Source organism: Microbacterium sp. A93, from assembly GCF_051842835.1.
Genome location: NZ_JBPXMT010000012.1, coordinates 16,539 through 40,667 on the forward strand (window position 1 = coordinate 16,539; position 24,129 = coordinate 40,667).

Annotated in this window: 24 protein-coding genes; 3 read left to right on the top strand and 21 right to left on the bottom strand. The window is 65.0% G+C overall.

Annotated features, from left to right (window positions below):
- Positions 1–89 precede the first annotated feature (89 nt).
- Positions 90–842 carry an ABC transporter ATP-binding protein gene (locus ACSU1G_RS26220; protein ID WP_439283172.1) on the top strand — a complete coding sequence of 251 codons (753 nt, stop codon included), beginning with the start codon at positions 90–92 and terminating at the stop codon, positions 840–842.
- 4 nt (positions 843–846) lie between these two features.
- Complete coding sequence (locus tag ACSU1G_RS26225) at positions 847–2,673, top strand: FtsX-like permease family protein (protein WP_439283174.1); 1,827 nt, start codon at positions 847–849, stop codon at positions 2,671–2,673.
- A gap of 213 nt (positions 2,674–2,886) precedes the next feature.
- Here the strand turns inward: ACSU1G_RS26225 and dnaB are convergent, their stop codons facing one another.
- The 17 genes from dnaB to ACSU1G_RS26310 all read right to left on the bottom strand — a co-directional run bounded on the left by dnaB (position 2,887) and on the right by ACSU1G_RS26310 (position 19,328).
- On the bottom strand, positions 2,887–4,263 hold the full coding sequence (dnaB, locus tag ACSU1G_RS26230) for a replicative DNA helicase (protein WP_439283176.1): 1,377 nt from the start codon (positions 4,261–4,263) through the stop codon (positions 2,887–2,889).
- A 446-nt stretch (positions 4,264–4,709) separates the two neighbouring features.
- Positions 4,710–5,744: a LacI family DNA-binding transcriptional regulator gene (locus tag ACSU1G_RS26235; protein WP_439283178.1), complete on the bottom strand. Its 1,035-nt coding sequence runs from the start codon at positions 5,742–5,744 to the stop codon at positions 4,710–4,712.
- A 90-nt stretch (positions 5,745–5,834) separates the two neighbouring features.
- On the bottom strand, positions 5,835–7,292 hold the full coding sequence (locus ACSU1G_RS26240) for a GH1 family beta-glucosidase (protein ID WP_439283180.1): 1,458 nt from the start codon (positions 7,290–7,292) through the stop codon (positions 5,835–5,837).
- Position 7,293: 1 nt separating this feature from the next.
- Positions 7,294–8,214: a carbohydrate ABC transporter permease gene (locus ACSU1G_RS26245; RefSeq protein WP_439283182.1), complete on the bottom strand. Its 921-nt coding sequence runs from the start codon at positions 8,212–8,214 to the stop codon at positions 7,294–7,296.
- Positions 8,211–9,206: a carbohydrate ABC transporter permease gene (locus ACSU1G_RS26250; RefSeq protein ID WP_439283184.1), complete on the bottom strand. Its 996-nt coding sequence runs from the start codon at positions 9,204–9,206 to the stop codon at positions 8,211–8,213. Before ACSU1G_RS26250 ends, ACSU1G_RS26245 begins: the two co-directional genes overlap by 4 nt.
- 78 nt (positions 9,207–9,284) lie before the next feature.
- Entirely contained in the window at positions 9,285–10,580 is a 1,296-nt protein-coding gene (locus ACSU1G_RS26255; protein WP_439283186.1) for an extracellular solute-binding protein, read from the bottom strand.
- A gap of 257 nt (positions 10,581–10,837) precedes the next feature.
- Complete coding sequence (gene rplI / locus ACSU1G_RS26260) at positions 10,838–11,290, bottom strand: 50S ribosomal protein L9 (protein ID WP_439283188.1); 453 nt, start codon at positions 11,288–11,290, stop codon at positions 10,838–10,840.
- A gap of 11 nt (positions 11,291–11,301) precedes the next feature.
- Positions 11,302–11,556, bottom strand: coding sequence for a 30S ribosomal protein S18 (rpsR, locus tag ACSU1G_RS26265; RefSeq protein WP_439283190.1), 255 nt, complete (start codon positions 11,554–11,556; stop codon positions 11,302–11,304).
- Between the two features lie 66 nt (positions 11,557–11,622).
- Entirely contained in the window at positions 11,623–12,153 is a 531-nt protein-coding gene (locus tag ACSU1G_RS26270) for a single-stranded DNA-binding protein (protein WP_439283192.1), read from the bottom strand.
- Between the two features lie 5 nt (positions 12,154–12,158).
- Positions 12,159–12,527, bottom strand: coding sequence for a 30S ribosomal protein S6 (rpsF, locus tag ACSU1G_RS26275; RefSeq protein WP_438253718.1), 369 nt, complete (start codon positions 12,525–12,527; stop codon positions 12,159–12,161).
- A gap of 151 nt (positions 12,528–12,678) precedes the next feature.
- Positions 12,679–13,119 carry a PIN domain-containing protein gene (locus ACSU1G_RS26280; protein ID WP_439283194.1) on the bottom strand — a complete coding sequence of 147 codons (441 nt, stop codon included), beginning with the start codon at positions 13,117–13,119 and terminating at the stop codon, positions 12,679–12,681.
- Entirely contained in the window at positions 13,116–13,322 is a 207-nt protein-coding gene (locus ACSU1G_RS26285) for a type II toxin-antitoxin system VapB family antitoxin (protein ID WP_439283196.1), read from the bottom strand. The genes ACSU1G_RS26280 and ACSU1G_RS26285 overlap by 4 nt, the downstream gene beginning before the upstream one ends.
- A 44-nt stretch (positions 13,323–13,366) precedes the next feature.
- Positions 13,367–14,788, bottom strand: a complete 1,422-nt coding sequence (locus ACSU1G_RS26290) for a DUF6716 putative glycosyltransferase (protein WP_439283198.1) — start codon at positions 14,786–14,788, stop codon at positions 13,367–13,369.
- On the bottom strand, positions 14,785–15,657 hold the full coding sequence (locus ACSU1G_RS26295; protein ID WP_439283200.1) for an N-acetylneuraminate synthase family protein: 873 nt from the start codon (positions 15,655–15,657) through the stop codon (positions 14,785–14,787). Before ACSU1G_RS26295 ends, ACSU1G_RS26290 begins: the two co-directional genes overlap by 4 nt.
- 70 nt (positions 15,658–15,727) lie before the next feature.
- Positions 15,728–16,960, bottom strand: coding sequence for a cytidylyltransferase domain-containing protein (locus tag ACSU1G_RS26300; RefSeq protein WP_439283202.1), 1,233 nt, complete (start codon positions 16,958–16,960; stop codon positions 15,728–15,730).
- Positions 16,957–18,351, bottom strand: a complete 1,395-nt coding sequence (locus tag ACSU1G_RS26305; protein ID WP_439283204.1) for a polysialyltransferase family glycosyltransferase — start codon at positions 18,349–18,351, stop codon at positions 16,957–16,959. Before ACSU1G_RS26305 ends, ACSU1G_RS26300 begins: the two co-directional genes overlap by 4 nt.
- Positions 18,348–19,328 (bottom strand): glycosyltransferase family 2 protein, encoded by a 981-nt coding sequence (locus ACSU1G_RS26310; RefSeq protein WP_439283206.1) that lies wholly within the window; start codon positions 19,326–19,328, stop codon positions 18,348–18,350. Before ACSU1G_RS26310 ends, ACSU1G_RS26305 begins: the two co-directional genes overlap by 4 nt.
- Before the next feature lie 112 nt (positions 19,329–19,440).
- Between ACSU1G_RS26310 and ACSU1G_RS26315 the strand changes: the two genes are divergently transcribed.
- Complete coding sequence (locus tag ACSU1G_RS26315; protein WP_439283207.1) at positions 19,441–20,412, top strand: hypothetical protein; 972 nt, start codon at positions 19,441–19,443, stop codon at positions 20,410–20,412.
- Between the two features lie 79 nt (positions 20,413–20,491).
- Here the strand turns inward: ACSU1G_RS26315 and ACSU1G_RS26320 are convergent, their stop codons facing one another.
- The 4 genes from ACSU1G_RS26320 to ACSU1G_RS26335 are packed head-to-tail and all read right to left on the bottom strand — an operon-like array spanning position 20,492 to position 24,129.
- Positions 20,492–21,331: an ABC transporter ATP-binding protein gene (locus tag ACSU1G_RS26320; RefSeq protein ID WP_439283209.1), complete on the bottom strand. Its 840-nt coding sequence runs from the start codon at positions 21,329–21,331 to the stop codon at positions 20,492–20,494.
- Positions 21,324–22,160, bottom strand: a complete 837-nt coding sequence (locus ACSU1G_RS26325) for an ABC transporter ATP-binding protein (RefSeq protein WP_439283211.1) — start codon at positions 22,158–22,160, stop codon at positions 21,324–21,326. The genes ACSU1G_RS26320 and ACSU1G_RS26325 overlap by 8 nt, the downstream gene beginning before the upstream one ends.
- On the bottom strand, positions 22,157–23,074 hold the full coding sequence (locus tag ACSU1G_RS26330) for an ABC transporter permease (protein WP_439283213.1): 918 nt from the start codon (positions 23,072–23,074) through the stop codon (positions 22,157–22,159). The genes ACSU1G_RS26325 and ACSU1G_RS26330 overlap by 4 nt, the downstream gene beginning before the upstream one ends.
- Positions 23,071–24,129 (bottom strand): ABC transporter permease, encoded by a 1,059-nt coding sequence (locus ACSU1G_RS26335; RefSeq protein ID WP_439283215.1) that lies wholly within the window; start codon positions 24,127–24,129, stop codon positions 23,071–23,073. Before ACSU1G_RS26335 ends, ACSU1G_RS26330 begins: the two co-directional genes overlap by 4 nt.

Sequence of the window (24,129 nt, forward strand, 5' to 3'; positions counted from 1 at the left end):
GTTCATCCGAAGGCCCGTAGAAGGGCTCCTCCGGTGTACCTACTGTCGATTGGAGGTGCTCATCGGCACCCTCGATAGAAAGGCCAGCCATGACCTCGACCATCAGCGCCACCACGGTCGATACCGCCGTGCGCCTCATTCATCTCACCAAGACCTACCCCAACGGACCGGAGCAGATTGCGGCGCTGCAGGGCGTCTCGCTATCGATCACACCGGGGTCGTTCACCTCGATAATGGGCCCGTCGGGCTCGGGGAAGTCGACCTTCCTCAACCTCGCCGCCGGTCTGGATACGCCGACGAGTGGCCAGGTCTTGATCGGCGACACCGACATCACCGAGCTGTCTCCGGATGCCGTCACCCGCTTCCGCCGCCGCCACATCGGCTTCGTATTCCAGTCGTACAACCTCATCGGTCACCTGACTGTCGGCGAGAACATCCAGCTGCCGATGCTGCTCGACGGTCGCCGGCCCGACGAGCAGTGGCAGCAGTCGCTGCTCGACTCGGTCGGACTCACCGGCATGACCGACCGGCTGCCGAGCGAGCTCTCCGGCGGCCAGGCCCAGCGCGTCGCCATCGCACGCGCCCTGATCACCCGGCCCACGGTCGTCTTCGCCGACGAGCCGACCGGCGCGCTCGACCGGCGCACCGGTGAGCAGGTGCTCGAGGTGTTGCGCGGCACCGCCAAGCGTTTCGCCCAGACTCTGGTGGTCGTCACCCACGATCCGAACGTCGCAGCGGCATCGGATGACGTGCGCTTCCTGGCCGACGGACGCCTGGCCGGCGAGATCATCGCCCCCACCAGCGCCCAGATCGCCGCCCGCCTCATCGAGTTGGGTAGGTAACGCCATGTGGTCTTTCGCCCGCTCAGCAGTTCTCGCCTACCGCGGCAGCTTTATCGGCAGCTTTCTCATCGTCGTGTTCGCCGCCGCCCTGCTCTCGGCCAACGGGGTGCTCATGGAGACCGGCCTACGCTCGGACGCGCCGCTGCTGTCGACCGTTGCCGCCTCATTCGCCGGCACCGCCATTCTCGTGGTCGTGCTCGTCGTCGCCTCCACCTTCGCGTCGGCCCTGCGCCAACGGCACGAGCAGTTCGCGCTGCTGCGGGCTGTCGGAGCCACCGCCTCGCAGGTGCGCTCGATGGTGACCGCCGAGGTGTCGATCGTCTTCGCGATCGCAGCGCCGCTCGGCGCGCTGCCCGGGCTCTGGGCAGCGAACCTGCTGACTCCCGTGCTCGAGTCTGGCGGCATCATTCCTGTCGACCTCCCGCTCGTCGTCACGCCGCTGCCCGCCATCGGCGCGCTGCTGCTGCTTTTCCCGACCGCCCTGCTCGCCGCGCGCCTGGCTGCCCGCAAAGTCACCAGTGTCAGCCCCTCGGCGGCCGTGCGTGGCTCGGATGCCGAGTCGGCGCACCTCAGTCCTTCGCGCCGCATTGCTGCGGTCGTTCTGCTGGTAACCGGAATCGTGGCCGCCGGCATCCCGTTCGTGATGCCGGGCGTAATGGGCAGCGCTGCCGGGTCGACATCCGCGTTCCTGCTGATCAGCGCCGCGGCCCTCGCCGGCCCGGCGATCGTGGGCTTCGCCGCTCGTCGGGCGGCACGAGCTACCCGGTCGTCGCGATTCGCGTCGCTCATGCTGGCTGTCGTCAACACCCGCGGCTTCTCCCGACGGCTGACCGCAGCCATCATCCCGCTCGCGCTGTTTCTCGCCCTGGGAACAGTGCAGACCGGCGTGAACAGCAGCCTCGTGCAGGGGGCCGCCATTCAATTGCGCGACGGACTGGGATCAGATCTCGTCATCACCTCACAAGACGGCGTGACTGCCGCTCAGCTGACTGAAATCGCATCGACGCCCGGTGTCGACTCACTTGTCGCGAGCTCAGCCGTGCCTGCAGAAATACTCACGCGGGATATGGACGGGGTGACCACGTGGGAGGCCTCCGGCGTGCACGCCCTGACCGGCAGCCCCGCAGGCCTGATCGACGCGGATGTGACGTCGGGTTCGCTCGACGATCTGGCTGCACCTGGCACGATCGCCGTGAGCAATGAATCGGGCTTCGGTACGAGCATCGACCTTGGCGACACGGTTTCGCTTCGCTTCGCTGATGTCGTACTCGACGCAACGATCGTCGCGGTCTACGAGCGCGGCCTCGGTTTCGGTGAGTACATCATCGACGGGCGAAGCCTCCCGACGACACCCGCTGTCGCCGACACCGTCTTCACGCAGGGCTCTCGTGTGGACCTTCCTGGATTGGAGACGCTGACTGTCGACGAGTACGTGGATCAGACGATGGCCGGCGCGGCATCGTCGCAACAGCTCGGAGCGGTATTGCTGTTCGTGCTCATCTTCTTCATCGCCATTGCTGCCGCCAACACCCTCGTGATGCTGACGGGCGCGCGCAAGTCCGAGTTCGCCCTCCTGCGCCGCATCGGAATCACACGCCACCAGCTGAACTCGATGATCGGTATCGAGTCGATATTCGTGGTGCTCGCGGCCCTGGTCATCGGAACCATGTCAGTGCTACCGGCGTTGCTCGGCGTCGCCTACGGTATCCTCGGTGGCTTGTCGCTGGCAATCGACTGGGCGGTGTACGGGGTGCTAGCGGCGGCGGTCGCGGTGATAGTAGGTGCGGCGATGGTCGCGCCGGTGTGGGCTGGACGCCGAGCTTCGGTCTGAGCGAGAGACAGAAGCATGCGTGGCGACGATGATGGCGGCATCGGCCACGGAACACCAGATGCCGTCGTCGCCGGGCTCCGCGGGCTCTCGCCGGAGGCGTGCGACCCCTCCGAATTTGCAGTTGGTTTGCAATGTCCCGTGGAATTTGCAGGTTCTATCGAGAACCTTCAACCAGCGCCACATTTCCAATCTGCAGTTCGTTTGCAAGAACAATCAGCTGTTGAAGTCCCCACCGGGCGCCATGTCCATGAACCTTGAGTAGTGACCCTGAAATGCCAGGTTGATCGTAGCGGTCGGGCCGTTACGGTGCTTGGCGACGATCAGGTCGGCCTCGCCTGGGCGAATGTCCTTGTCGTAGACCGAGTCGCGGTGCAGCAGGATCACCATGTCGGCATCCTGCTCGATCGACCCGGACTCACGAAGGTCGCTGATCTGCGGCTTCTTGTCCGTGCGCTGCTCAGAACCACGGTTCAGCTGCGACAGTGCGATGACCGGCACCTGCAACTCCTTCGCGAGCAACTTCAGCGCACGCGAGAACTCCGAGACCTCTTGTTGGCGCGACTCCACGCGCTTGCCGCTCGTCATCAGCTGCAGGTAGTCGATGACGACCAGGCGCAGGCCCTCGCGCTGCTTGAGGCGGCGGCACTTCGCACGGATCTCGACCAGCGTCATGTTGGGGCTGTCATCGATGAAGAGGGGCGCGTCGTTGATGCGTCCGCGGGTCGCAGCGACCGTGGTCCAGTCGCGCGGATCGAGCGATCCCTTGCGCATGTGCTGCAGCGGAATCGCGCCTTCCGCACTCAGCAGACGCATCGCGATCTCGCTCTTACCCATTTCGAGAGAGAAGAAGACGGCCGGCTGATTGTGACCGATCGCCGCAGCGCGGGCAAAATCCAAAGCAAGCGTTGACTTACCGACAGCAGGCCTCGCAGCCACGACAATCATTTGCCCGCCGTGCAGACCGTTCGTGAGCTCATCGAGTTCTTTGAACCCGGTGGGCACGCCCGTCATCGAGCCGTCACGGCCACTGGCCGCCTCGATCTCTTCCATCGCAGCATCCACCGCAACAGTCAGCGGAACGTAATCTTCTGCGGTCTGCGTACCGGAGACCGCATAGATCTCGGCCTGCGCGTTGTTGACAAGATCGGTCGCATCGCCCTGGCCGTCATAGCCAAGCTGCACGATGCGCGTGCCCGCATCGACGAGGCGGCGCAGGATCGAGCGCTCGGCGACGATGCCGGCGTAGTACCCGGCGTTCGCCGCGGTCGGCACGATCGAGGTGAGCGTGTGCAGGTAGTCGGCGCCACCGGCGCGTCCCAGCTCACCGGTCTTGATCAACTCGTCAGTGACTGCGACAACGTCGGTGGGCTCACCGTGCGAGTACAGGGTAAGGATCGCTTCGAAGATGAGCTCGTGCTTGGGGATGTAGAAGTCGGCGCCCTTGAGCGTCTCGATCACATCGGCGACAGCGTCCTTCGACAGCAGCATGCCACCCAGCGCACTCTGTTCGGCGAGGAGGTCATGCGGCGGAACGCGCTCTGGTTTGCGGTTCCCTCCGAGACGCTCCTCCGAGATGTCGGCAATCGACACGGTGCTCCTTCGGTGCGCTTGTGGCTGGTGTGGCACAGGAGTCTCTGACCCGAGTGCCGTACGACGGCGGTGTGTTCCGCGGTTGCAATGAGCGAACCACCAACCACCGACATCTCGTCGCTCGTCCACGCTACGAGCGACCATTTCCCCATGCAACAGCGCCTGTGGATAACTCTGTGGATAGTCTGCGGAGAACGTGGGAGTGTCTGTGTAAAGCGGGTGTGGATAACTCTGTGGCACGAGGCAATCTTTGCCTCTTATATTGGCCTTGACCTAGTGTTTAGAGTTTCCCCACCCTGTGGATGAGATTCTGTTTAAACACGCTATTGAAGGTTGGTGCCATCGCAGGGGGCATGTGTACAACTTGGGGAGAAGTCAAGTCTTGATTTTCTCGGGCGCGTTCCAGGCAGTGTCGCCTGTAACGCGCCGGTCACACGCAAGATTCTTCAGAGCGCCGTGGACTCGCGTTCGATGAGATCCAACGGAACCAGCATCTCGACGCCGACCTGCTCGCCCTTGATCAGCCGCACGATGGCCGCCATCATCGCAGCGCCCTTTGTGGCGGTGTGCAGGTCGACCGTCGTCAGCTGCGGCGTCGTACTGGTCGAGAAGATGTTGTTGTCGAGGGTCGCCACTGCCACGTCCGCGGGCACGCGCAGCCCACTCTCCTTGAGTACGGTCATCGCGCCCGACGCCATCTGGGCCGATGCAATGAAGATCGCGTCAAACGGTGCATCCGCCTCGATCAGTCGACGGGCAGCCGCCGCTCCGCCCGCCGGCGTGTAGTCGCCCTCCGCGCTTGTGCCGGGCTCTAGTCCAGCGGCAATGAGAGTTTCGCTCCAGCCATTCTGACGTTCCCGTCCTGCGGACGTGTTGAGCGGTCCGGTGATGGACACGATGTGCTTGTGTCCACGATCCACGAGGTGCTGCGTGGCGAGGGCTGCGGCCGCGAAGTTGTCGACATCGACGACATGGATCTCCTCACCCATCTCACCGGGCGGCCGCACACCGAAGACCACGGGCAGCGTACGCGCCAGCTCCCGATACGTCGATGAGTCACTGTGGTGGGAGAGGATCAGAGCACCGTCGACGTTGCCGCGCCGAAGGAGCTGGTGAGTCTTCTCCGGGTCCTTCTCGGACTCGATCAGCAGCGTCAGGGAGTACTCCGTGGACGACGCGTGCATGGCCGCGCCCTGGATGACTTCGGCGAAGTACGGGTCAGCGAAGAACTCGGCTGTGCGCTCCGGAATCATCATCGCGACGGTCTGGGTCTGCCTGCGTGCAAGACTGCGAGCGGCTCGGTTGGGCACGTACCCGATCTTCGCGATCGCATCGTTGACCCGTGCGATGGTCTGCGCAGTCACCAAGGGTGATCCGTTGATCACTCGCGACGCGGTCGAGCTCGATACGCCGGCCAGCGCCGCAACCTCTTCCAGCGTCGGGATCCAAGACTGCGCCGTGCGGGGCGGCTGGGTCGTCACTTCTCGTCTCCTGCTGCCCGGCGGGGGCGCGTTCGTGGGTCCTCACTTTGGAGGTGGACTTCTTCACCGTACGCTACGACGGCATGCTCTTCACGCGGGAATCGCGTGGCCGTCAATGAGCCGTGTCAGCCACTTCCCGCTGTCCTTGACTGTGCGCTTCTGCGTGTTGTAGTCGACGTACACGATTCCGAAGCGTTTGCTGAAACCATAGCCCCACTCGAAATTGTCGAAGAGCGACCAGACGAGGTATCCGCGCAGGTCGACGCCCTGTTGCATCGCGCGGTGCGCCGCGGTGAAATGGCGACGCAGATAGTCGACGCGGGCCTCGTCATGCACTCGGTCATCGACCAGTGTGTCGTCGAAGGCCGCGCCGTTCTCAGTGATCATCAGCGGCAGTGTGGGATGCTCGCCGCTGAGCCTGAGCAGCAGGTCCTCGAGCCCGTCCGGAGCGATGTTCCAGCCCATCGCGGTGTACGGTCCGTCCTGACGCACGAACTCGACATCTTCGCTCCCTGGCCACGACGATCCGGCGGCGCCTTTATGGCCGTCCGCGTGCTGGCGGTCGGAGATGCCGTCCCACGTGCGCACCAGGGTGGTCGAGTAGTAGTTGACCCCAAGAAAATCGATGCTCTGATGGATGATCTCCGTGTCACCGGGGAGCACAAACGACCAGTCCGTCACCGATGCGGTGTTCTCGATGAGGTCGTCCGGATAGCCGCCGACGAGCATCGGCCCGGTGAACGCACGGTTCGCGAGCGCGTCGATCCGACGTACTGCCTCCGCGTCCGCGCCGTCCTCCCCACGGACGACGTGGAAGTTGAGGGTGACTGAGACGTCTGCCTGCGGGACCACCTCGCGGAGAACCTGCACCGCGAGGCCGTGCGCGAGGTTGAGGTGATGCATGGCAGCGAGTGCCGCTGCACCGTCGGTGCGTCCCGGCGCGTGACCGCCCGAACCGTAACCGAGGAAGGCGCTGCACCACGGCTCGTTTAGCGTGGTCCACACCCGTACGCGGTCACCGAGAACCTCAGCGACGTGGCGTGTGTACTCCGCGAATCGGTGTGCCGTCTCGCGGTTGGTCCACCCACCGGCATCCTCGAGCGCCTGCGGGAGATCCCAGTGGTAAAGCGTGGCCATCGGGCGGATGCCACGGGCGATCAGCCCGTCGACGAGACGACTGTAGAAGTCAAGACCGGTCCGGTTCACCGGGCCGGATCCGAGCGGCTGGATCCGTGGCCATGCGATCGAGAAACGGTAGGCCTCGAGACCGAGCTCGGCCATCAGGTCGAGATCTGACTCAAGACGATTGTAATGATCGTCTGCGACAGCGCCGGTGTCACCGCCGACGATCTTGCCCGGGCTAGCGCTGAAAGTGTCCCAGATGGATGGACCGCGACCATCCGCGGTCGCGGCGCCCTCAATCTGATACGAGGCCGTCGCGGCCCCGATCACGAACTCCGCGGGAAACTCGAGCCCCGAGTCCCGGTAGTCGGGACTCGCACTGATTTCCGGGCTCTCGCGAGTGTGGGCGTCTATCTCAATGGTCATGTCAGCCTTTCACTGCGCCTTGCATGATTCCGGCCACGAGCTGTTTGCCCGCGACGAAGAAGAGGATGAGAAGGGGGATGACTGACAGCACGGCACCTGCGAGCACCATGGCGGTGTCGGGGTTCTGCCCGCCGCTGGCGCTGAGCGTTGCCAGCGCCGTCTGCACGTTCGGATTTCGCGGACCAAGCACGAGCATCGGCCACAGATAGTCGGTCCAAGATGCCATGAAGGTGAACAGCGCGAGCACCGCCATACCCGGCCGGGCCGCCGGGATCGCCACATGCTGGAACGTACCCCACATGCTGGCGCCGTCCATACGTGCGGCCTCGATAAGCTCGTCCGGAATCACGTCAACCAGAAACTGCCGCATGAAGAACACGCCGAATGCGGTGACCAGACCGGGCACGATCACGGCCTGCAGCGTTCCGGTCCATTTCCATTCAGCCATCAGCATGAACATCGGGATGATGCCGAGCTGTGTTGGAATCGCCATCGTAGCGATCACCGTCAGCAGCAGACCTGTGCGTCCTCGAAAGCGCAGCTTCGCGAACGCGTAGCCGGCGAGCGTGGAGAAGAACACCACGGAGATCGTGATCGCGCCCGCGATGATGGTGCTGTTCAGCAGCGCCAGCATGAACGGGACCGTCTCGAACACCTTCGCGGCGTTGCCCAGAAAGTTCGGGCCGGGGATCGCGACCGGTGGCACGACATTGGTATCCGACGACTGGCGGCTGGCGATCACGAACGACCACCACAGGGGGAATGCCGAACCGACGAAGAACGCGGTCAGCAGGGCGTAGGTCAGCAGGCCGGGGCGTTCGTAGGCGCGTGCTCGCTTGGCGCGACGCTCACGGGCTGCGACCCGAAGATCATCGTGCGGTGCCCTCGGTGCTGCCTGCGGCGGCGTGACGATGGCGGTCATGATGACACCTCCTGCTTCGTTCGGGCAGATATTCGGCTGGCGCGGGATGCCTTCGCATCGGCGGTGCGCACCGTTCGCGTTGCCGCGTAGCTGAGCAGCCCCACGAGCACGATGACGATGAAGAGAATCCATGCGGTCGCTGAAGCGCGACCGAAGTCACGCCGGGGGAACGCCAGTTCGTAGAGGTAGAGCACGACTGTCTGGAACTGACGGCCACTGCCACCGTTGGTTCGGCTGTCGAAGAGCTTCGGTTCGGTGAAGATCTGCAGCCCGCCGATGGTCGCAGTGATGACGACGAAGATGATCGTGGGACGAATCATGGGAATGGTAATGGACCAGAAACGGCGTATTTTGCCCGCCCCGTCGAGTGTGGCCGATTCGTACACATCGCGCGGGACGGCCTGCATGGCCGCCAGCAGCAGAAGCGTGTTGTACCCGGTCCAGCGCCAGTTCACCATGGTGGCAATGGCGACATGCGAGGGGAAGACGTCGAATGCCCAGCGGATTGGGTCGAGCCCGAACAGTTCGAGCAGGCCGGCGATCGGGCCGTGGTACTGGTTGAACACCTGTAGGAAGATCACCGTCACCGCGACGGGCGCGACGATGTACGGGATCAGAATACTCATGCGCCAGAAGGTCTTTGCTTTGATCGCCTGATCCAGGAGTGCCGCGACGATAGTGGCGACGATGAGCTGTGGGATGGCGGAGAGCAGGAAGATGCTGATGGTGTTTCGGAACGAATTCCAGAAGAACGGGTCGGTCAGAACAGCGATGTAGTTCTGAAGTCCGACGAAGTCGCCCTGCCCCTTGAGTAGGTTCCAGTCGTACAGCGACACGTTCAGCGTGTACGCGATCGGGAAGATGCCGATCAGAGCGAACAGGATGAAGAACGGGGCGACATAGAGGTAAGGGGAGAACCTGTAGTCGAAGCGACTGACCTTCTGGCGGAACGTCAGTGCGGAACGGGCCGTGCGGCCCGGTGAGCTGGTCATCGTTGAGCCAATCCGCGAGAGGTGGATGAGGTGGATGAGCGGGTGGCTCGGCGCGGCGCGCCGAGCCACCCACGAGGATCAGCCGACGAGTTGGTCGAGCAGAGTCATCGCTTCATCCCAGGCCTTGTCGGGATCGGTGACCTCACCCTGACTGACCCGGTCGAAGATCGGGCCGAACACGTTGTCCTGAATGTTCGAGTCCTCCGGTCCCTTGACCTGGGCGACGACACCCTCCGCACGATTCGCGAAGATCTCACCGACGGGCGCATCGTTGAAGAACTTGCTAGTCGTGTCTGCGACGAGCTCCTGCCCCTTCGGCGTGCTCGGGTATGGGCCGGCTACTTCAAACGCTGCGGCCTGCTGCTCAGGCGAGGCGAGCCACAGCGCGAGCTTGGCTGCTTCCTCAGGGTGCTCGGAGGCCGAGGAGACACCCAGGAACGCACCGCCCCAGTTCGCTGAGCCGCCGGGCAGCACGTTTGCGAAGTCCCAACCACTGTCAGTGGTGCCCTCGTCGTAGTAACCCTGCACGATGCCCAGCATCCAGCTCGGGCACATGTAGACGGCGAAGTCGCCAGCTTTGGCTTCAGGGCCGACCTCCCAGCCCGGCAGGCCCGCGCCGAGACCGGCCTTCTCTGCTTCGACGATCTTCGCGAAGTGCTCTTTCAGCACCTCGTTGTCCTTGATGTTGAGAGTCTCGCCGTCCTTCTTGTAGTAGCCCTCCTCCTGCTGGTTCACGAAGGAGTTCCAGAAGAATCGCGGGCTGTGGTAGAACGCCTTGCCGGTGTTGTCGACGTATTCCTTTCCGACCTCGAAGAAGCGCTCCCACGTGGCGTCATCGCCGCCCAGGTACTCCGCGACCTCCGCGCGCTCGCTGGGAAGACCGGCGGCTTCGAAAAGGTCTCCGCGGTAGCACAGACCCTGCGGACCGATGTCCAGACCCGCGCCGATGACCTGTCCGTCAGAGCCGGTGCCCTGTGCATACTTCCAGTCGAGCCAGCTGTCCTTGGCGTCCTCGATGCCGTAATCGCGCAGGTCGACGAAGGCGTCCGAGACCTCGGCGATCGTGCCCAGCCAGCCCTCTTCGATTGCGACGATGTCACTCAACCCGGTCCCGGCCGCGATCTTCGCATACGCGTCGTCTCGGGCCGCGCCACCGCCTTCAAGGTTGGTCGCCTCGATCGTGATGTTCGGATTGTCATTCATGTACTGCTCGTAGTTCGCCTCGACTCCCATCGTGCCGAAGGTCGTGATCGACAGCGTGATGTTCTCGTCACCGCCGGCGTCACCACCGCCCGACGAGCAGCCTGTTGCGATGAGCGCCAGCGCTGTGGCACCGGCGAGGGTTGCGGCGATCCTGCTTCGTGATGATTTCACGGTTCACTTCCTTGTGTGCGCGAGGTGGCAATGGGAGCGCTTGCATTTTCGGATTGAGAGCACTCTCCGTTGATTTATAGCGACAATATGCCCAATTGTCAGAGTCTGTCAACAACAAATGGGCGCGCTCCCATAGATTCTTCAGCGCATGCCCGTGCATCTAGCTGGATGCCGCGGTCGAATCAGGTCGGCTGTGTCGCAACGCAAAACGCCCCCTGCCCTGATGGGCAGAAGGCGTCTCGCGAAGGTGTTGCGAACTACTTGGCCGCGACGACCTGAAGGGTGATGACGGCCACAAGGTCGTCGTGCAGACGCACGGTTGCCTCGTGGTTACCCGTCGACTTGATCGGCGCGGTGATGGTCACCTTGCGCTTGTCGATCGAGCCGAGGCCAGCAGCCTCGACCGCAGCAGCGACGTGATCAGTCTTGACCGAACCGAACAGGCGTCCGGAAGCGCCAGCCTTGACGGCCAGGCGAACCTTCGTGCCCTCGATCGTGTTCTTGAGAGCCACAGCCTCGTCACGATCGTGGATCGCACGCGCCTTGCGTGCAGCCTGGATCGATTCGACCTGCTTTGCACCACCGCGGGTCCACGCCGTAGCGAAACCCTGGGGGATGAGGTAGTTACGGGCGAACCCGTTCTTGACCTCGACAACGTCACCGGCACTACCGAGCCCGGAGACCTCATTCGTGAGAATCAGCTTTGCCATCTCAATACCCCTTAACGGCCAGCGCCAGCGTAAGGCAGGAGTGCCATTTCGCGTGCGTTCTTGATCGCCGTGGCGAGCAGACGCTGCTCCTGCACCGAGACACCGGTGATACGACGGGCGCGGATCTTCCCACGCTCCGAGACGAACTTGCGAAGGGTTGCGACGTCCTTGTAATCAATGACGCCAACCCGGATCGACTTCGCGGGAGCGGTGGGCTTGCCACCCTTCCGCGGCTTGCGGCGGTCGCCGCTCGACTTTCCAGCCATGGTTTTTCCTTTGATGAGCGGATGCCGGTCACTTCAACGAGCGAAGCGGCCGGATCCAGAAGTTGTTTAGAACGGGGTGTCGTCGCCGAAGCTGCCCGGAGTGCTCCACGCATCCGCACTTGTCGACGAGCCGGGAGTAGACCACGGCTCTGACGACGCCTGCTGTTGCTGCGCGGGACGCACCTGTCCACCGCCGCCACCGGCACCGCCGGAAGCCGCGCCAGAACCGCCAGAAGCCGCACGGGTAACCTGCGCTGTCGCGTACCGAAGCGAGGGGCCGATCTCGTCGACCTCCAGCTCGATCGACGTGCGCTGGTTGCCTTCGCGGTCCTGGTAGGAGCGCTGACGCAGGCGACCCTGCGCGATGACGCGCATGCCCTTCGTCAGAGAACCCGCCACGTGCTCAGCGAACTCGCGCCAGACGGACGCACGGAGGAACAGCGCGTCGCCGTCCTTCCACTCGTTCGCGGCACGGTCGAAGCTGCGCGGGGTAGATGCGATGGTGAAGTTCGCCACCGGCAGCCCGTTCTGCGTGTAACGCAGCTCGGGGTCGGCCGTGAGGTTTCCCACAACGGTAATGACGGTTTCGCCGGCCATGAGTCTTAGGCCTTCGCTGCCTTGGCAGCCTTGCGAGCAGCCTTCTCTTCGGAGCGCTTAGCTTCGAAAGCAACCATCGCCTGAGCTTCTTCTGAACGAAGAACCTTGGTGCGCATGATCTGCTCGTTCAGGCCCAGCTGACGGTCGAGCTCCTGTGTGGTCTCGCTCGTTGCCGTGAAGTTGACGACGGCGTAGATGCCCTCGGTCTTCTTCTGGATCTCGTATGCAAGACGGCGCTTGCCCCAGATGTCGACCTTGTCCACAGTGCCACCATCGTTGGTGATGACCTTGAGGAACTTGTCGAGCGTAGGGGCTACCTGGCGCTCGTCGATCTCGGGGGTCAGAATGACCATTAGTTCGTACTGGTGCGTCACTTACCCACCTCCTTCGGACTAGAACGGCTTCCGGGAATTTCCCGAGAGCAGGAGGGTGTGTGCACGTGTCCGTCCGCAGACCGCCGAATGCGGGCCGATAGACAGACAACCTGGACAGTCTACCGGAATCGCGGGCGTGTCGTGACCGACGTCAATCGGCCGAGCCCCGCGGAACGATCCAGCGGTGCGAGAAAGTCGGCTCGATGGCGGCAAGGCTGTCGAAGTCCGCGTCATAGTGGACGACGCTCACCCTCTGGTTCCCCGTCGTATTCCGAAGTGCAGTGGCGGCGATCTGCAGATCACTCACACCAACGGATCGACCTTGTCCGGCGGCGAACAGCCTTCGCTGCAGCTCAACAGCGATACGCGCGACCTCAGCGTCTGGCTGCAGGAATATCTTTGCTTTTGCGCTCGCATCAATCAGGATTCGATGCTCCTCAGTGCTCCTGGCGGAGTACCCCTCCTCGAGCAACTGCGGCAGGCAACTCGCCAGTTCACCGATGGCCAGCAACGCGATCAGCGCGTCGGCCACCGCATCCGAGCGATGAATCCGCTTAAGCGCAGAGTTGTCAACCAGGAAGAGCTGGTTCATCGTTGTGAATCAGTGGTGACATCCGCGTTATCGAGCTCGATCGCCACGCCGCTACGCAGCAGATCGATGTAGCCCATCGCCTCGCCTCGCCGCACGACCTGGGCGAGCGCCTCGTTGACGGCGGCCTTCTTCGTCGTTGCGCCCGTAAAGCTCATCGCCTGTTCCAGCAGCACGTCGTCAATGTCAATGATCGTCTTCGTCATCGCACCTCCTGCGGATATACGAAATCTATCCTGAGTATATACCCTCAGCGGCGAATCGGGTCCCGGTGCGGCGTCGGAGCGATCGTGAAGTCTGTCCCGTTGTCCGCCCACGTGTCCTCGCCTGCCCGACCTCTGGCGCGGCGCAGCGCGACGATCGCGCGGACGGCCGGCGTCCCGACGGCGAGCGCGACCGCGCCCAGGAGCGAACGATCCTCATCGCCCAGCACACTCTTGCGGTGCCAGGCGGCGTGCAACGTACCGCCGCGACCGACCGGTACAGTCCTCGCACGCAGCCTGTCCTCGCGACGCAACGCCACCAGTTCTTCGACCTGGCCCCACCACGTGGACTCGGTGTCCGGGTGGAAGTAGTTATCCTGCATCCACCGCGGGTGCGCATGCCGGAATCGCCGGCCGATGACCTCTTCCGCTCCTCCTAGCAGCCCGCTGCCGAGGAAGACTGTGTTCAACAGCGGCTTGTGCACACCGAATGTGTCAAGCGCGATCACCGGGATGCCCCGGGCAATCGCCTCGACGACCGCAGTGGAACTGACGGTAACCAACCCCTCGGCACTCTCCAAGGCGGCCGCCATCGGCTGATGGGAGAACACCAGGTTCGCGGGGCGCGCGGAGAGCAGATCTGCATAGGCGTCCCGCTCGAGGTGCGTCTCGGTCTCGCCCGGCCGCGAACGCAGCTTGACCACGACACGGCGGGTTGGATCTGCTTCTGCCGCGCGGCGCAGCATGCTTGCGAGCTCGGCACGCTCCGCGCGGTCAGCGGGAACGAGCGCCTGGGCGGCGAACACGAGGTCTGTGCCTGATGCGCGTGGTGCAGGTGGTGCGGCGTGCGTGGCCGAGACCCCCAAAGAGCCGGGGCCACCCCTTGCGACCGAACCCCGGCGCGCTCCAGCCCCGACGAGCTCCCGCACTGCGGCATCCTGCCCAGCCCGCTCGTGCTCCCGCTCCGTGGGCTGCGCGAACGGCAGCGTCGCGAGCGCCGTCGGGACCGGCACGTCGATCTGGCGGCTTAGCTCGGCGAATGCGCGCTCCTCGCGGTGCGAGTGCAGCACGAGCAGATCACTCTCTCTGCGGTATTCGAGAGCTCCCCGTTGGGCAGGGATCGACATCCCTGGTAGCCCACTGACGACCACCGGGCGATGCGCCAGCCGGTCGATCTGTCGCGCGACGAGCCGCACGAACGGCCCCCGCCCTGCCAGCACGACGACGTCGGGAAGGTGACCTCCCAACCAGCCGCCCAACTCGTCGAAGTTGAGCCGCGTGACCCCAGCATCCTGAAACGACGTACCGACAAGCGCCGCCCGCTGCTGCGCGGCGCTCACCGTCAGCGGCGTGCGCACAAGCAGCAGGTGCCGTCGGATGCCGGGAACGGCGTCGAGCAGCGAAGCAGACCACTTCACGAAAGAATCGGCATCCGCGATCGCGACGACCCGCAACTCGCCCGTGCTCATGCCGGGATGCGGCGCAGCTTAGCCATCGGCGCCTGCTCGCCAGGGAAGACCCGCTTGACGCCGTCGCCGAGAGCCGTCTCGATGACACGAATGTCACGCACAAGGTGCTCCAGGCCGGTTGGCTCGAGCGAAGCCGCGTGATCGGAGCCCCACATGGTCCGATCGAGTGTGATGTGCCGCTCGATGGCGACAGCGCCGAGCGCGATGGCCGCCAACGAGATCTGCAGTCCGCGCTCGTGACCGGAGTAGCCGATCGGCACGCCGGGGTAGCGGTCACGGAGCGCCGCGATGACGCGGATGTTCGCCTCATCCGGCTCCATCGGATAGGTGGAGGTGGCGTGCATGAGCACGACGCGATCGGTGCCGAGGGTCTCCAGCGCACGGTCGATCTGATCGATCGTCGACATGCCGGTGGAGAGGATGACCGGCTTCCCCGTCTCACGGATCGCGTCGAGCAGCTCGATGTCCGTGACACTCGCGGAGGCGACCTTGTGAGCGACGACGTTCAGGTCCTCGAGGAAGGCGACGCTGGGCACATCCCACGGGGAGGCGAACCAGTCCAACCCTTGGAGTGTGGCGTGATCGCCGATCTCGACGTATTCGTCGCGCCCGAACTCGACGCGGCGGCGGTAGTCGAGATACGTCATCGTTCCCCACGGCGTCTCCCGCGGAACGTCGCGCATGTGCTGCGGTGTGGATATCTCGGGGGTGCGCTTCTGGAACTTCACAGCATCCGCTCCGGCGCGCGCAGCGACGTCGATGAGGCGCTTAGCGATGTCCACATCACCGTTGTGGTTCAAGCCGATCTCCGCGATAACGTACGCGGGTCGTCCGCCACCAATTACGTGCGATCCGATGCTGACAGTCATATCGTCCTCCAGTCGTGGGGCCCCTCAGTCCTGAGTACGCCGCGATGATGAACACCACGCGAATCGCGGGTTACCGAGGGCGGTCGGCTGTCAGAACGCGTTCAATGAGCTCCCGAACGGCCCCCTGCCCGCCAGAGCGACTCAGCACCACCCGCGCCTGTGCGCGCACCAGCGGATGGGCGTTCGCGACCGCCACCGGCCAGCCCACGATGCGCATCGCACCGAGGTCGTTGACGTCGTTTCCGAGGTAGGCGATGTCCGACAGGCCGATCTGGTTCTCCGCCGCCCACTCGGCGAGCGCCGACTCCTTATCCTCGATGCCGTGCAGCACCGGCACACGGAGCTTGTCCGCCCTGGCGCGGACCACTGGGTTGACCTCGGTGGAAAGGATGAGCATCGGGATGCCAGCATGCCGAAGCCGGGCCACCCCCATCCCGTCCTCCCGGCTGACTCGCACCTGTTCTCGGCCGTCGCTGTCCACCAGGACGGTGTCGTCAGTGTGCACGCCGTCGAAATCGGTCACGACAGCCCTCACGTCGATTCCCCCCGACTCGTCGACTGGGCCCGACTCGTCGACGGTGCCCGCCTCGTCGACGAGATTCGCCAGAGCGGATGCCACGGCAAGGTGCTGCGCGTCGTCGATCTCGACCGCCGACCACTCGGGAACCTCGACGATGCCCACCCGCCCGAAGAAGCGATGCCCGGCCTGCCGGAACCCCTCGGCATTGAAGGCGTAGAACGCGCCGGTCTCCAAATAGTGCGGCTCACGATCCTGTCGGCGCGGGCGGTGCGCGGCATCGTGGTTGATCGCGACCGCGGCATCGTTCTCGTCGCAGCGCCAGAGGAACCCGTAGGTCTCATGAGCCGCGAACACGCTGTCGTACCGGTCGGAGCGGATGTCGTCGACCGCAGCGTCGATCCCGGCACTGGAGATGAATGGAGAGGTGGCCTGCACGAAGACGACAACGCCGACCGACTCTCCCCCGCGCTCAAGCTCGTCCAGGGCGTGCAAGACCGCACTCTCGGACGATGCGGTGTTCCCAGAGAGCTCTGCCGGACGGCGGATGACACGGGCGCCCGCCGCGGTGCTCACGTCGGCGATCTCGTCGTCGTCGGTGGAGACGACGACGAGATCGACGCCGTCGGCACCAGCCGCAGAGCGCACCGCGCGCTCGACCAGAGGGATACCGCCGATGCGGCTCAGGTTCTTGCGGGGCACCTGCTGGGAGCCGCCACGTGCGGGGATGATCGCGACCGTGATTCCCTCGCCGGCCGTCACTGTCCCGATATTTTGATTGATCATCGTCCTCGTATCGCCTTCCATGCGTGAGCGGCCCGGCGGCGCGCCCCCCTAATCGTCAATCGGAGCTCCTCGATGCGCCCGACACCACCAGCGGAGCGGAGTGCTCGACGACCGATCCCCTCCCGTGGGGCACCGGGCAGACGCAGCTCGGCGAGTCGCGCACGGGAAAAGTAGCGATCACGCTCGGCCACATCCAACTGCCGGAGAAGTTCTTCAGCTCGGGGACGCAGGTGCTCCGCGATGATCGGCTGCATCGCATAGCCGACGGCATCGACGAGCAGCTGCAGCCGCTCCGGATCACGGTACGGCGATGAGGGTCGGGTCAGCGCGTCGACGATGGTAGCGGGTACCCGGTTGCTGTTCTCGAACGGGGTCAGGCGTCCCAGCACGAGCGCTGTGCCGGCGGCGGCGATCGGTCGGTCGAACAGTGCCCGCACCGTGGGCAGGGCCGTGGAGAACCCGGCGACCACCCCCAGCGCATCCAGTCGCTCGGCAACGAGCTCGGCGGGCTCCGCGCCGCGATACTCGACGAACTCGGCGCCGTGATGCCGCGCACGCTCACGTACTGCAGCGGAGATGAGCGGTGGCGCGGACGGGTGCGGCTTGAAGACGATCCGCTTCGGTCGCCACACTGCCATCGCACGATCCACCATGTCGCATTGCATGGCGATCTCCTCCTCGGCAGAGACCAGGCCGAGCACAGCAAGGTATTGCCCGAGCACGAGCGCGGTGGACGTTCCGTCCGCGAGGGCGTCTAGCTGCGAGTCGGCAACACCGGCCTCGGCGAGCGCCCTTCGGAAGGCGGCCGGCGGCACCGGCACCCGTTCGGCTCCGGCGCTGGCTCCCGCATCCGTTCCGGCTCTCGTAGCCGCTCCTCCCGTAAAGACAAGTGGCTCGACGCCCGGCACCACATCCGCGTAGACGACGCGTCCGATCCGCTCAACGACCGTGCGCGGCAACTGCACGCGGATCGGCGAGTAGGTCATCAGACCGTCACCGATAATCGTGATCCGCGCATCGGGGAACAACGACAGAAGCGTACGGGCTGGAGCCACCTGCGGGCTCTGCACGAACAGCTCGAGATCAGCATCATCAAGATCCCAGGCGCGCGTGAACAGGCGGTTCAAGATCGGAAGGTCAGCGGGCTCCGGATCCCAGGAACTCGGATGCAGCGGCGAGAGGATGTCGTCGAGAGGTTCGATGCGATCAAACCGGCCGTGCAGCGTCTGAAGGTTCGACTGCTCATGGATCGCGGTGCTCGTCTCCGGCACTCTGGCGGAATTGACCGGGACGAGGACCCGCTGGCCACGAGCTTCGATGAGTCCCTCGTCGAGGGCGGCGACCGCCGTGGCGAGCCCGTAGACGCTGTGCAGAACGAAGAGCTGGGTCATCTCATCTCTCCCGTTCCGCGGAGGGTTCGAGCGAGTACCCGACGCCTGGGACCGTCGAGTCGTTCAAGGGCAACGGCGACCTCTCGAGCTGGAAGAATGGCGAGCAGGTCGCGGATGCCGCGGCGCATCTCTCCCCGCAACAGAGGGGGCATCCGCCGTGAGCGGACCATGTGATGCGAGCTGAGCGCGAGAGCGGTCCACACCACTTTCGGCATGAAGCGTGCCGCCTCGGCATCCTGCTTCACGATCTCTACCGTCTGCGCGAGCGCGCGAACGAAGTCGAGCTGACGCTGATCTCGCACCTGGGTGAGCGACGTCGAGACGCCGCGGCGGTAAAGAAGAGCGGGAGCGTCCACGACTGCAAATGACTCGGCCTGCAGGTGCAGGCGCCAGATCCACGGACGATCTTCCGCGGTGAAAAGGCCTTCTGGGAATGCGGCGAGGCCACGGTCGATGATGCGGCGGTGGAAAATCCCTGCCCAGGCATACGGGTAGTCGACCATCGTGGTGTCATCCGCCGGAAGAATCGCATCGCGAGGAGATGCGACGGTGCCACGCCAGGCAAACGGGGCGCGTACGATTTTGCGCTCGGCACCCGTGACGCGGACATGGTCGGTGCGCAGAAAATCGCAATCCAGATCGCGCAGTCGTGAAGCGAGTACCTGCAGCCGGTGCGGCTGCATCCAATCGTCGCCGTCGATGAAGCAGAACGCGTCGCCCTCTACGTGCGCCAGCCCCTGGTTGCGCGCGCTGGCCAGACCGACGGCGCGCGGATTGGTGATCACCTCGGCATGGGTGAAGCGTTCCGCATACCGTCGCATCTGCACGCCGGTGTCATCACTGGATCCGTCGTCGATCGCGACCAGTTTCAGAGCGTCTGGGTCATCGAACTGGCGCAGCAGCGTCTCCAGTGTCGTCCCGATGAAGGGCGCAGCATCCTTCGCCGGAAGAATGACGGTGACAAGGGGTGTGCGCACAGGGCTCCAGATGGGTCGACGGTGTCCGGCATGGTCGCATTCCCGCCTTTCCGGTTGTCGACGCACGGGTGAACGCCGGGTGTCCGCGCGCGCGACGGGTAGCGTGGGCGACATGGAGTGGAACCCGGATCCCGATTCAGCAGGCACATGGCTGCGTGACCGACTCGACGTCGACTACGCGACCATGCACGGCGTCGTCCCGCACGGCTTTGAGGCGTATGCGCGCATCTTTCACCCAGCGGAGGTTCGATCCCTGCCGGATCGCGCGGTGCCGACGATGGACGAATGGAATCGGATGCCGGACGAGGAGCACGTCCGCCTCATCGAGCTGTTCGTCGACGAGCCGGCGACCTGGGCCGATGCTGCGGCCGCTTTCGACACGAGTCTGCACGCGCTCGCGCAGTGGCAGCGGCTCGTGAAGACGCCGCCGGAGGCGGACTGGCGCACCCGCATCGCCCCAGATGGGCGCGAGTTCACCTCTCCCCGAGAGGGCGAAATGACGCCAACGCTGCTCGCGACCCTCGCTCGGCACCTGGTTGCGCACACGTCAACCCCGGATGCCGGGTTCGCGGCGGTCTGGGAAGGATGGGGCGGCTTCGTCGGACACTACGGCGAGGCCCCGAGCCGCGCCTACCTCGAGTTCACCGATGACCCGCTGCACGCGCAGGTGCTGCAGCAGAGCATCCACGACCGCTTCAACAATCCGTTTCGGAAGGCGCAGTGGCAACCAGGCATCGTCTCTGACGAGGTCTCGAAGGGCGAGCGTCTCTCGCTCCCCGGCCGCGACCACGTGCTCTTCGCTGCACCCCCGTCGGCATTTGCCGATCCGGGGTGGATCCTGGATGCCCCGTGGCGCGACCTCGAGCAGGAGCAGCATGGCTTCCCGCCTGCCGCTCAGCATCCGAGCATCCTCTGGCCCGCCGACCGCGCATGGGTGATGGCCAGCGAGATCGACTACGACTCGACAATCGTGGCCGGCTCCGCCGAGCTCATCCGTGCGATCTGTGCGGATGAGCGCCTCGAGGCGTTGCCGATCCCCGAAGGCGCCGACCTCGGCTGGGAGGCCGACACCACTAACCGCTGACCGCGAGAATGGCTTTCCCGCATGAGACGGGGCCTAACAAGCCCTTTCTCATGCCACAAACCCATTCTCAGGCTCAGGCTCAGCGCACGATCGGCGGCACCGTCGACCACGCCGCGCGATCCTCGGCCGAAGGCGCGGCAGGAATCACACCCTTGCCATCCGGCTCTGGGATCGCCGCGAGCAGCGAACGCGTGTACGGATGCTGCGGCGCAGCCCAGAGCTCGGCCGTATCGCCCGACTCCAACACCTGCCCCGCGTACATCACGAGTGTCCGATCAGCGATGCGCCTGACCACCGCGAGGTCGTGCGAGATGAACAGCATCCCGGCGCCCACTTCGGCGACCAGGTCACGCATGAGCGCTGCGACGCTAGTCTGCGTCGAGGCATCCAGAGCAGAGATCGGCTCATCCGCGATCAGCAGCTTCGGCCGTGCCGCAAGCGCACGCGCAATCGCGATGCGCTGCTTCTGACCACCGGAGAACTGGTGCGGAAAGCGCGTCACCCACGCCGGATTCAACCCGACCCGCTCCAGCCACTCCTCGACCCGAGACCCCTCATCGCCGCGGGCGAGAGCGGTCTGGATGCCGTCCTTGATCTGGTCGCCGATACGTCGGCGCGGGTTCAGTGAGGTCGAAGGGTCCTGAAAGACCATCTGGATGCCGGTCAGCGCGACAGACCTGCGCCGAAGACCCATCGTGGTCACCGGCATCCCGTCGAAGAGCACAGTTCCGGCAGCGGTCTTCTCGATTCCCGCCGTCGCGCGAGCGAGCGAAGACTTGCCGCTGCCCGACTCACCGACGAGTGCGACGGTCTCCCCCACCGCGACGTGGACCGAGACGCTGTTGACGGCGATCACCGGCGGATTCCCCGGGTAACGAACCACGACGTCGTGTGCGTCGAGCACCAGTGCGTCAGTCATCGGTGTTTTCTCCAACGCTGTCTTCTCCAACGGTGCCCCCTTCGTTCTGCGACGCGAGCCGCGAACCTGGCAACGCCGCGAGGAGCGTGCGCGTGTACTCGTGCTGAGGGTTGGCGAACAGCGTCGCCCGATCTGCGCGCTCGACGATCCGACCGTCCTTCATTACCGCGACATCATCGGCGATCGCACTCATGACGCCGAGGTCGTGCGTGACCAGCAGGACGGCGAGATCGCGTTCGACCGCGAGATCGCGCAGCAGCTGCAGGATGCCAGCCTGCACCGTGACATCCAGCGCTGTGGTCGGCTCGTCGGCCAGCAGCACCTCTGGGTCGCACGCCAAGGCGCACGCGATCGCGATGCGCTGACGCTGTCCACCCGAGAACTGGTGCGGGTAGCGACCGAGTGACTCTGCCGCACGCGGCACCTGCACTCGTTCGAGCAGTTCCACGGCGCGCGCCGCGGCTGCCTTGCCCTTGAGCCCCAGGTGCACACGCATGTGGTCTGTGAGCTGCTTGCCGACGGTGAGCTGCGGATGCAGCGACGAGGACGGATCCTGGAACACCATCGCGATGCGGTTGCCACGGACGCGGTTCAGCGCGCGGCGCGGCATCCCGAGCAACTCCTCATCGCCCAGCCGAATCGAGCCGGATGTCTGCGCCTTACGCGGCAGGAGTCCGAGCACGGCAAGTGAGGTGAGCGTCTTGCCTGAACCGGATTCACCGGCCAGCCCCTGCACGCGACCGCGCTCGAGGTCGAGCGAGATGCCGTGCACGAGGGGACGCCCGATGGCGATCGTGAGGTTCTGGATGCTGAGCGCGGTCGAGGTCATGCCTTCGCCCCCTTCGCGGATGCGGTGAGGTCGGCCTGGTTCTCATGGGCGATCTCGGCGGTGGGGTCAAGCACGTCACGCATCGCATCACCGAGGAAGTTGAACGCGACCACGACCGTGAGGATCGCAAGTCCGGGGAACACACCCAGCCACCAGGCGTCGAAGTTCTGCATGGCGGCGGAGATCATCGATCCCCACTCGGCAGTCGGCGGCTGCGCGCCGAGACCGAGGAACGACAGACCGGACAGCAGCAGGATCGCCGTACCGATGTCGAGAGTTGCGAGCACCAGCACGGGGCCGGCGATGTTCGGCAGCACGTCGACGAACAGGCTGCGCACCGGAGAGTGGCCGAGCAGTCGGCCCGCGACGACGTAGTTCTGCTGGCGCAGACTCAGCACAAGGCTGCGTGTGACGCGGGCATACTGCGGCCACGAGACGATGACGGCCGCGATCACCGCGTTGAACAGTGAGGGGCCCAGCGATGCCGCGACCACCATCGCGAGGATGACGGTGGGGAACGCCATGAACAGGTCGGTGATCCGCATCAGCATCTCATCGATCCAGCCGCCGAAGTATCCGGCGACGGCTCCCATGATCGTGCCGATGATGAGGGCGGCGACGACCAGCATGAGGGCGAGCGGAATCGTGACGGTGGCGCCGGTCATCAGCCGGGAGAAGATGTCCCGGCCAGTGCCGTCAGTGCCCATCAGCGTGTCGATGCCCGGCTCCTGCAGGCGCGGCAGCACCTGCGCATTGGGGCCGAACGGCACCCACCACTGCGCGGTGAAGGCGATGATCACCCAGGCCAGGGCGATGACGGTTCCGATAATGCCCAGGGGCGTCCGCCAGGCACGGGGCCAGCGGAAGCGGATCTTCCAGCGGGAAGCGACCCGCTTGTCATCGAAGGCGCTCATGCGATCCTCACTCTCGGATCCAGCACGCCGTACAGCAGGTCGACGATGAGGTTGATGACGAGATAGATGACACCGACCACGAGACCGACGCCCATGATGCCGGTGAGGTCGAGGTTGGCGGCCGCGTTGTAGGCGTACGTTCCCAGCCCGGGCCAGGCGAACACCGACTCGACGAGCACGGTGCCGCTCAGCAATGCGCCGAAGGCGACACCGACGACCGTCATGATCGGCAGCGCCGCACCGCGCAGCACGTAGTCGAGCACGACGCGCGTACCGGAAAGGCCCTTCGCCCGCGCCGCCCGAACGTAGTCGCTGTCGAGCACCTCCAACACCGAGGTGCGCACGAACCGAGTGAGCAGACCGATCGTCACCAGCGAGAGCACCATGACGGGTAGCGCCAGGTGGGCTGCCGCATCGAGGAAGCCGACGCTGTCGCCGTTCAGCAGATAGTCGACCGTGTAGAAACCGGTGATCCGCGGCGGCGGTGTGATCGAAGGCGAGACGCGCCCTGACCCCGGTGCGATCCCGAGCTCGAGGAAGAAGAAGTAGTAGCTGACCAGGGCGAGCCAGAACGTGGGTACGCTCAGTCCGACCAGCGTGACCACGCGCACAACCTGGTCGGTGACGAGCCCGCGGCGGTAGGCCGCGAGGGTGCCGAGCACGATGCTGACCGCGAGGCTGACGATGATCGCGCAGACGGCGATCTCAATCGTGGCCGGCACGGCGGTCGCCAGGTCTGCGGTGACCGCGCGGCCAGTCACGAGCGAAGTGCCGAGGTCACCGCGCAGCAGGTTCCCCATATAGATGAAGTACTGCACGATGAGTGGCTGATCGAGGCCGTGCGACTTGATGAACGCCTCACGCGTCGCCGGGTTCTGGGCTGCGCCCTCACCGAGCGCGGCAGAGACCGGGTCACCCGGCACCAGGTTCGTCAGCAGGAACGTCACGATCGTGACGCCGATCAGCAGCAGCACCGAAGTGCCGAGTCGGCGCAGCAGGTACCCGACCAGCGGAGAGCGGGTCGGGCGCCTGCGCGCGACGGTGGCAGTACTCAC

Coding starts and splice junctions, on each gene's coding strand:
- ACSU1G_RS26220 (WP_439283172.1), top strand. CDS start 90: ATGACCTCGACCATCAGCGCCACCACGGTCGATACCGCCGTGCGCCTC.
- ACSU1G_RS26225 (WP_439283174.1), top strand. CDS start 847: ATGTGGTCTTTCGCCCGCTCAGCAGTTCTCGCCTACCGCGGCAGCTTT.
- ACSU1G_RS26240 (WP_439283180.1), bottom strand. CDS start 7,292: ATGACCATTGAGATAGACGCCCACACTCGCGAGAGCCCGGAAATCAGT.
- ACSU1G_RS26245 (WP_439283182.1), bottom strand. CDS start 8,214: ATGACCGCCATCGTCACGCCGCCGCAGGCAGCACCGAGGGCACCGCAC.
- ACSU1G_RS26250 (WP_439283184.1), bottom strand. CDS start 9,206: ATGACCAGCTCACCGGGCCGCACGGCCCGTTCCGCACTGACGTTCCGC.
- rplI (WP_439283188.1), bottom strand. CDS start 11,290: ATGGCAAAGCTGATTCTCACGAATGAGGTCTCCGGGCTCGGTAGTGCC.
- rpsR (WP_439283190.1), bottom strand. CDS start 11,556: ATGGCTGGAAAGTCGAGCGGCGACCGCCGCAAGCCGCGGAAGGGTGGC.
- ACSU1G_RS26270 (WP_439283192.1), bottom strand. CDS start 12,153: ATGGCCGGCGAAACCGTCATTACCGTTGTGGGAAACCTCACGGCCGAC.
- ACSU1G_RS26280 (WP_439283194.1), bottom strand. CDS start 13,119: ATGAACCAGCTCTTCCTGGTTGACAACTCTGCGCTTAAGCGGATTCAT.
- ACSU1G_RS26285 (WP_439283196.1), bottom strand. CDS start 13,322: ATGACGAAGACGATCATTGACATTGACGACGTGCTGCTGGAACAGGCG.
- ACSU1G_RS26290 (WP_439283198.1), bottom strand. CDS start 14,788: ATGAGCACGGGCGAGTTGCGGGTCGTCGCGATCGCGGATGCCGATTCT.
- ACSU1G_RS26295 (WP_439283200.1), bottom strand. CDS start 15,657: ATGACTGTCAGCATCGGATCGCACGTAATTGGTGGCGGACGACCCGCG.
- ACSU1G_RS26300 (WP_439283202.1), bottom strand. CDS start 16,960: ATGATCAATCAAAATATCGGGACAGTGACGGCCGGCGAGGGAATCACG.
- ACSU1G_RS26305 (WP_439283204.1), bottom strand. CDS start 18,351: ATGACCCAGCTCTTCGTTCTGCACAGCGTCTACGGGCTCGCCACGGCG.
- ACSU1G_RS26315 (WP_439283207.1), top strand. CDS start 19,441: ATGGAGTGGAACCCGGATCCCGATTCAGCAGGCACATGGCTGCGTGAC.
- ACSU1G_RS26320 (WP_439283209.1), bottom strand. CDS start 21,331: ATGACTGACGCACTGGTGCTCGACGCACACGACGTCGTGGTTCGTTAC.
- ACSU1G_RS26325 (WP_439283211.1), bottom strand. CDS start 22,160: ATGACCTCGACCGCGCTCAGCATCCAGAACCTCACGATCGCCATCGGG.
- ACSU1G_RS26330 (WP_439283213.1), bottom strand. CDS start 23,074: ATGAGCGCCTTCGATGACAAGCGGGTCGCTTCCCGCTGGAAGATCCGC.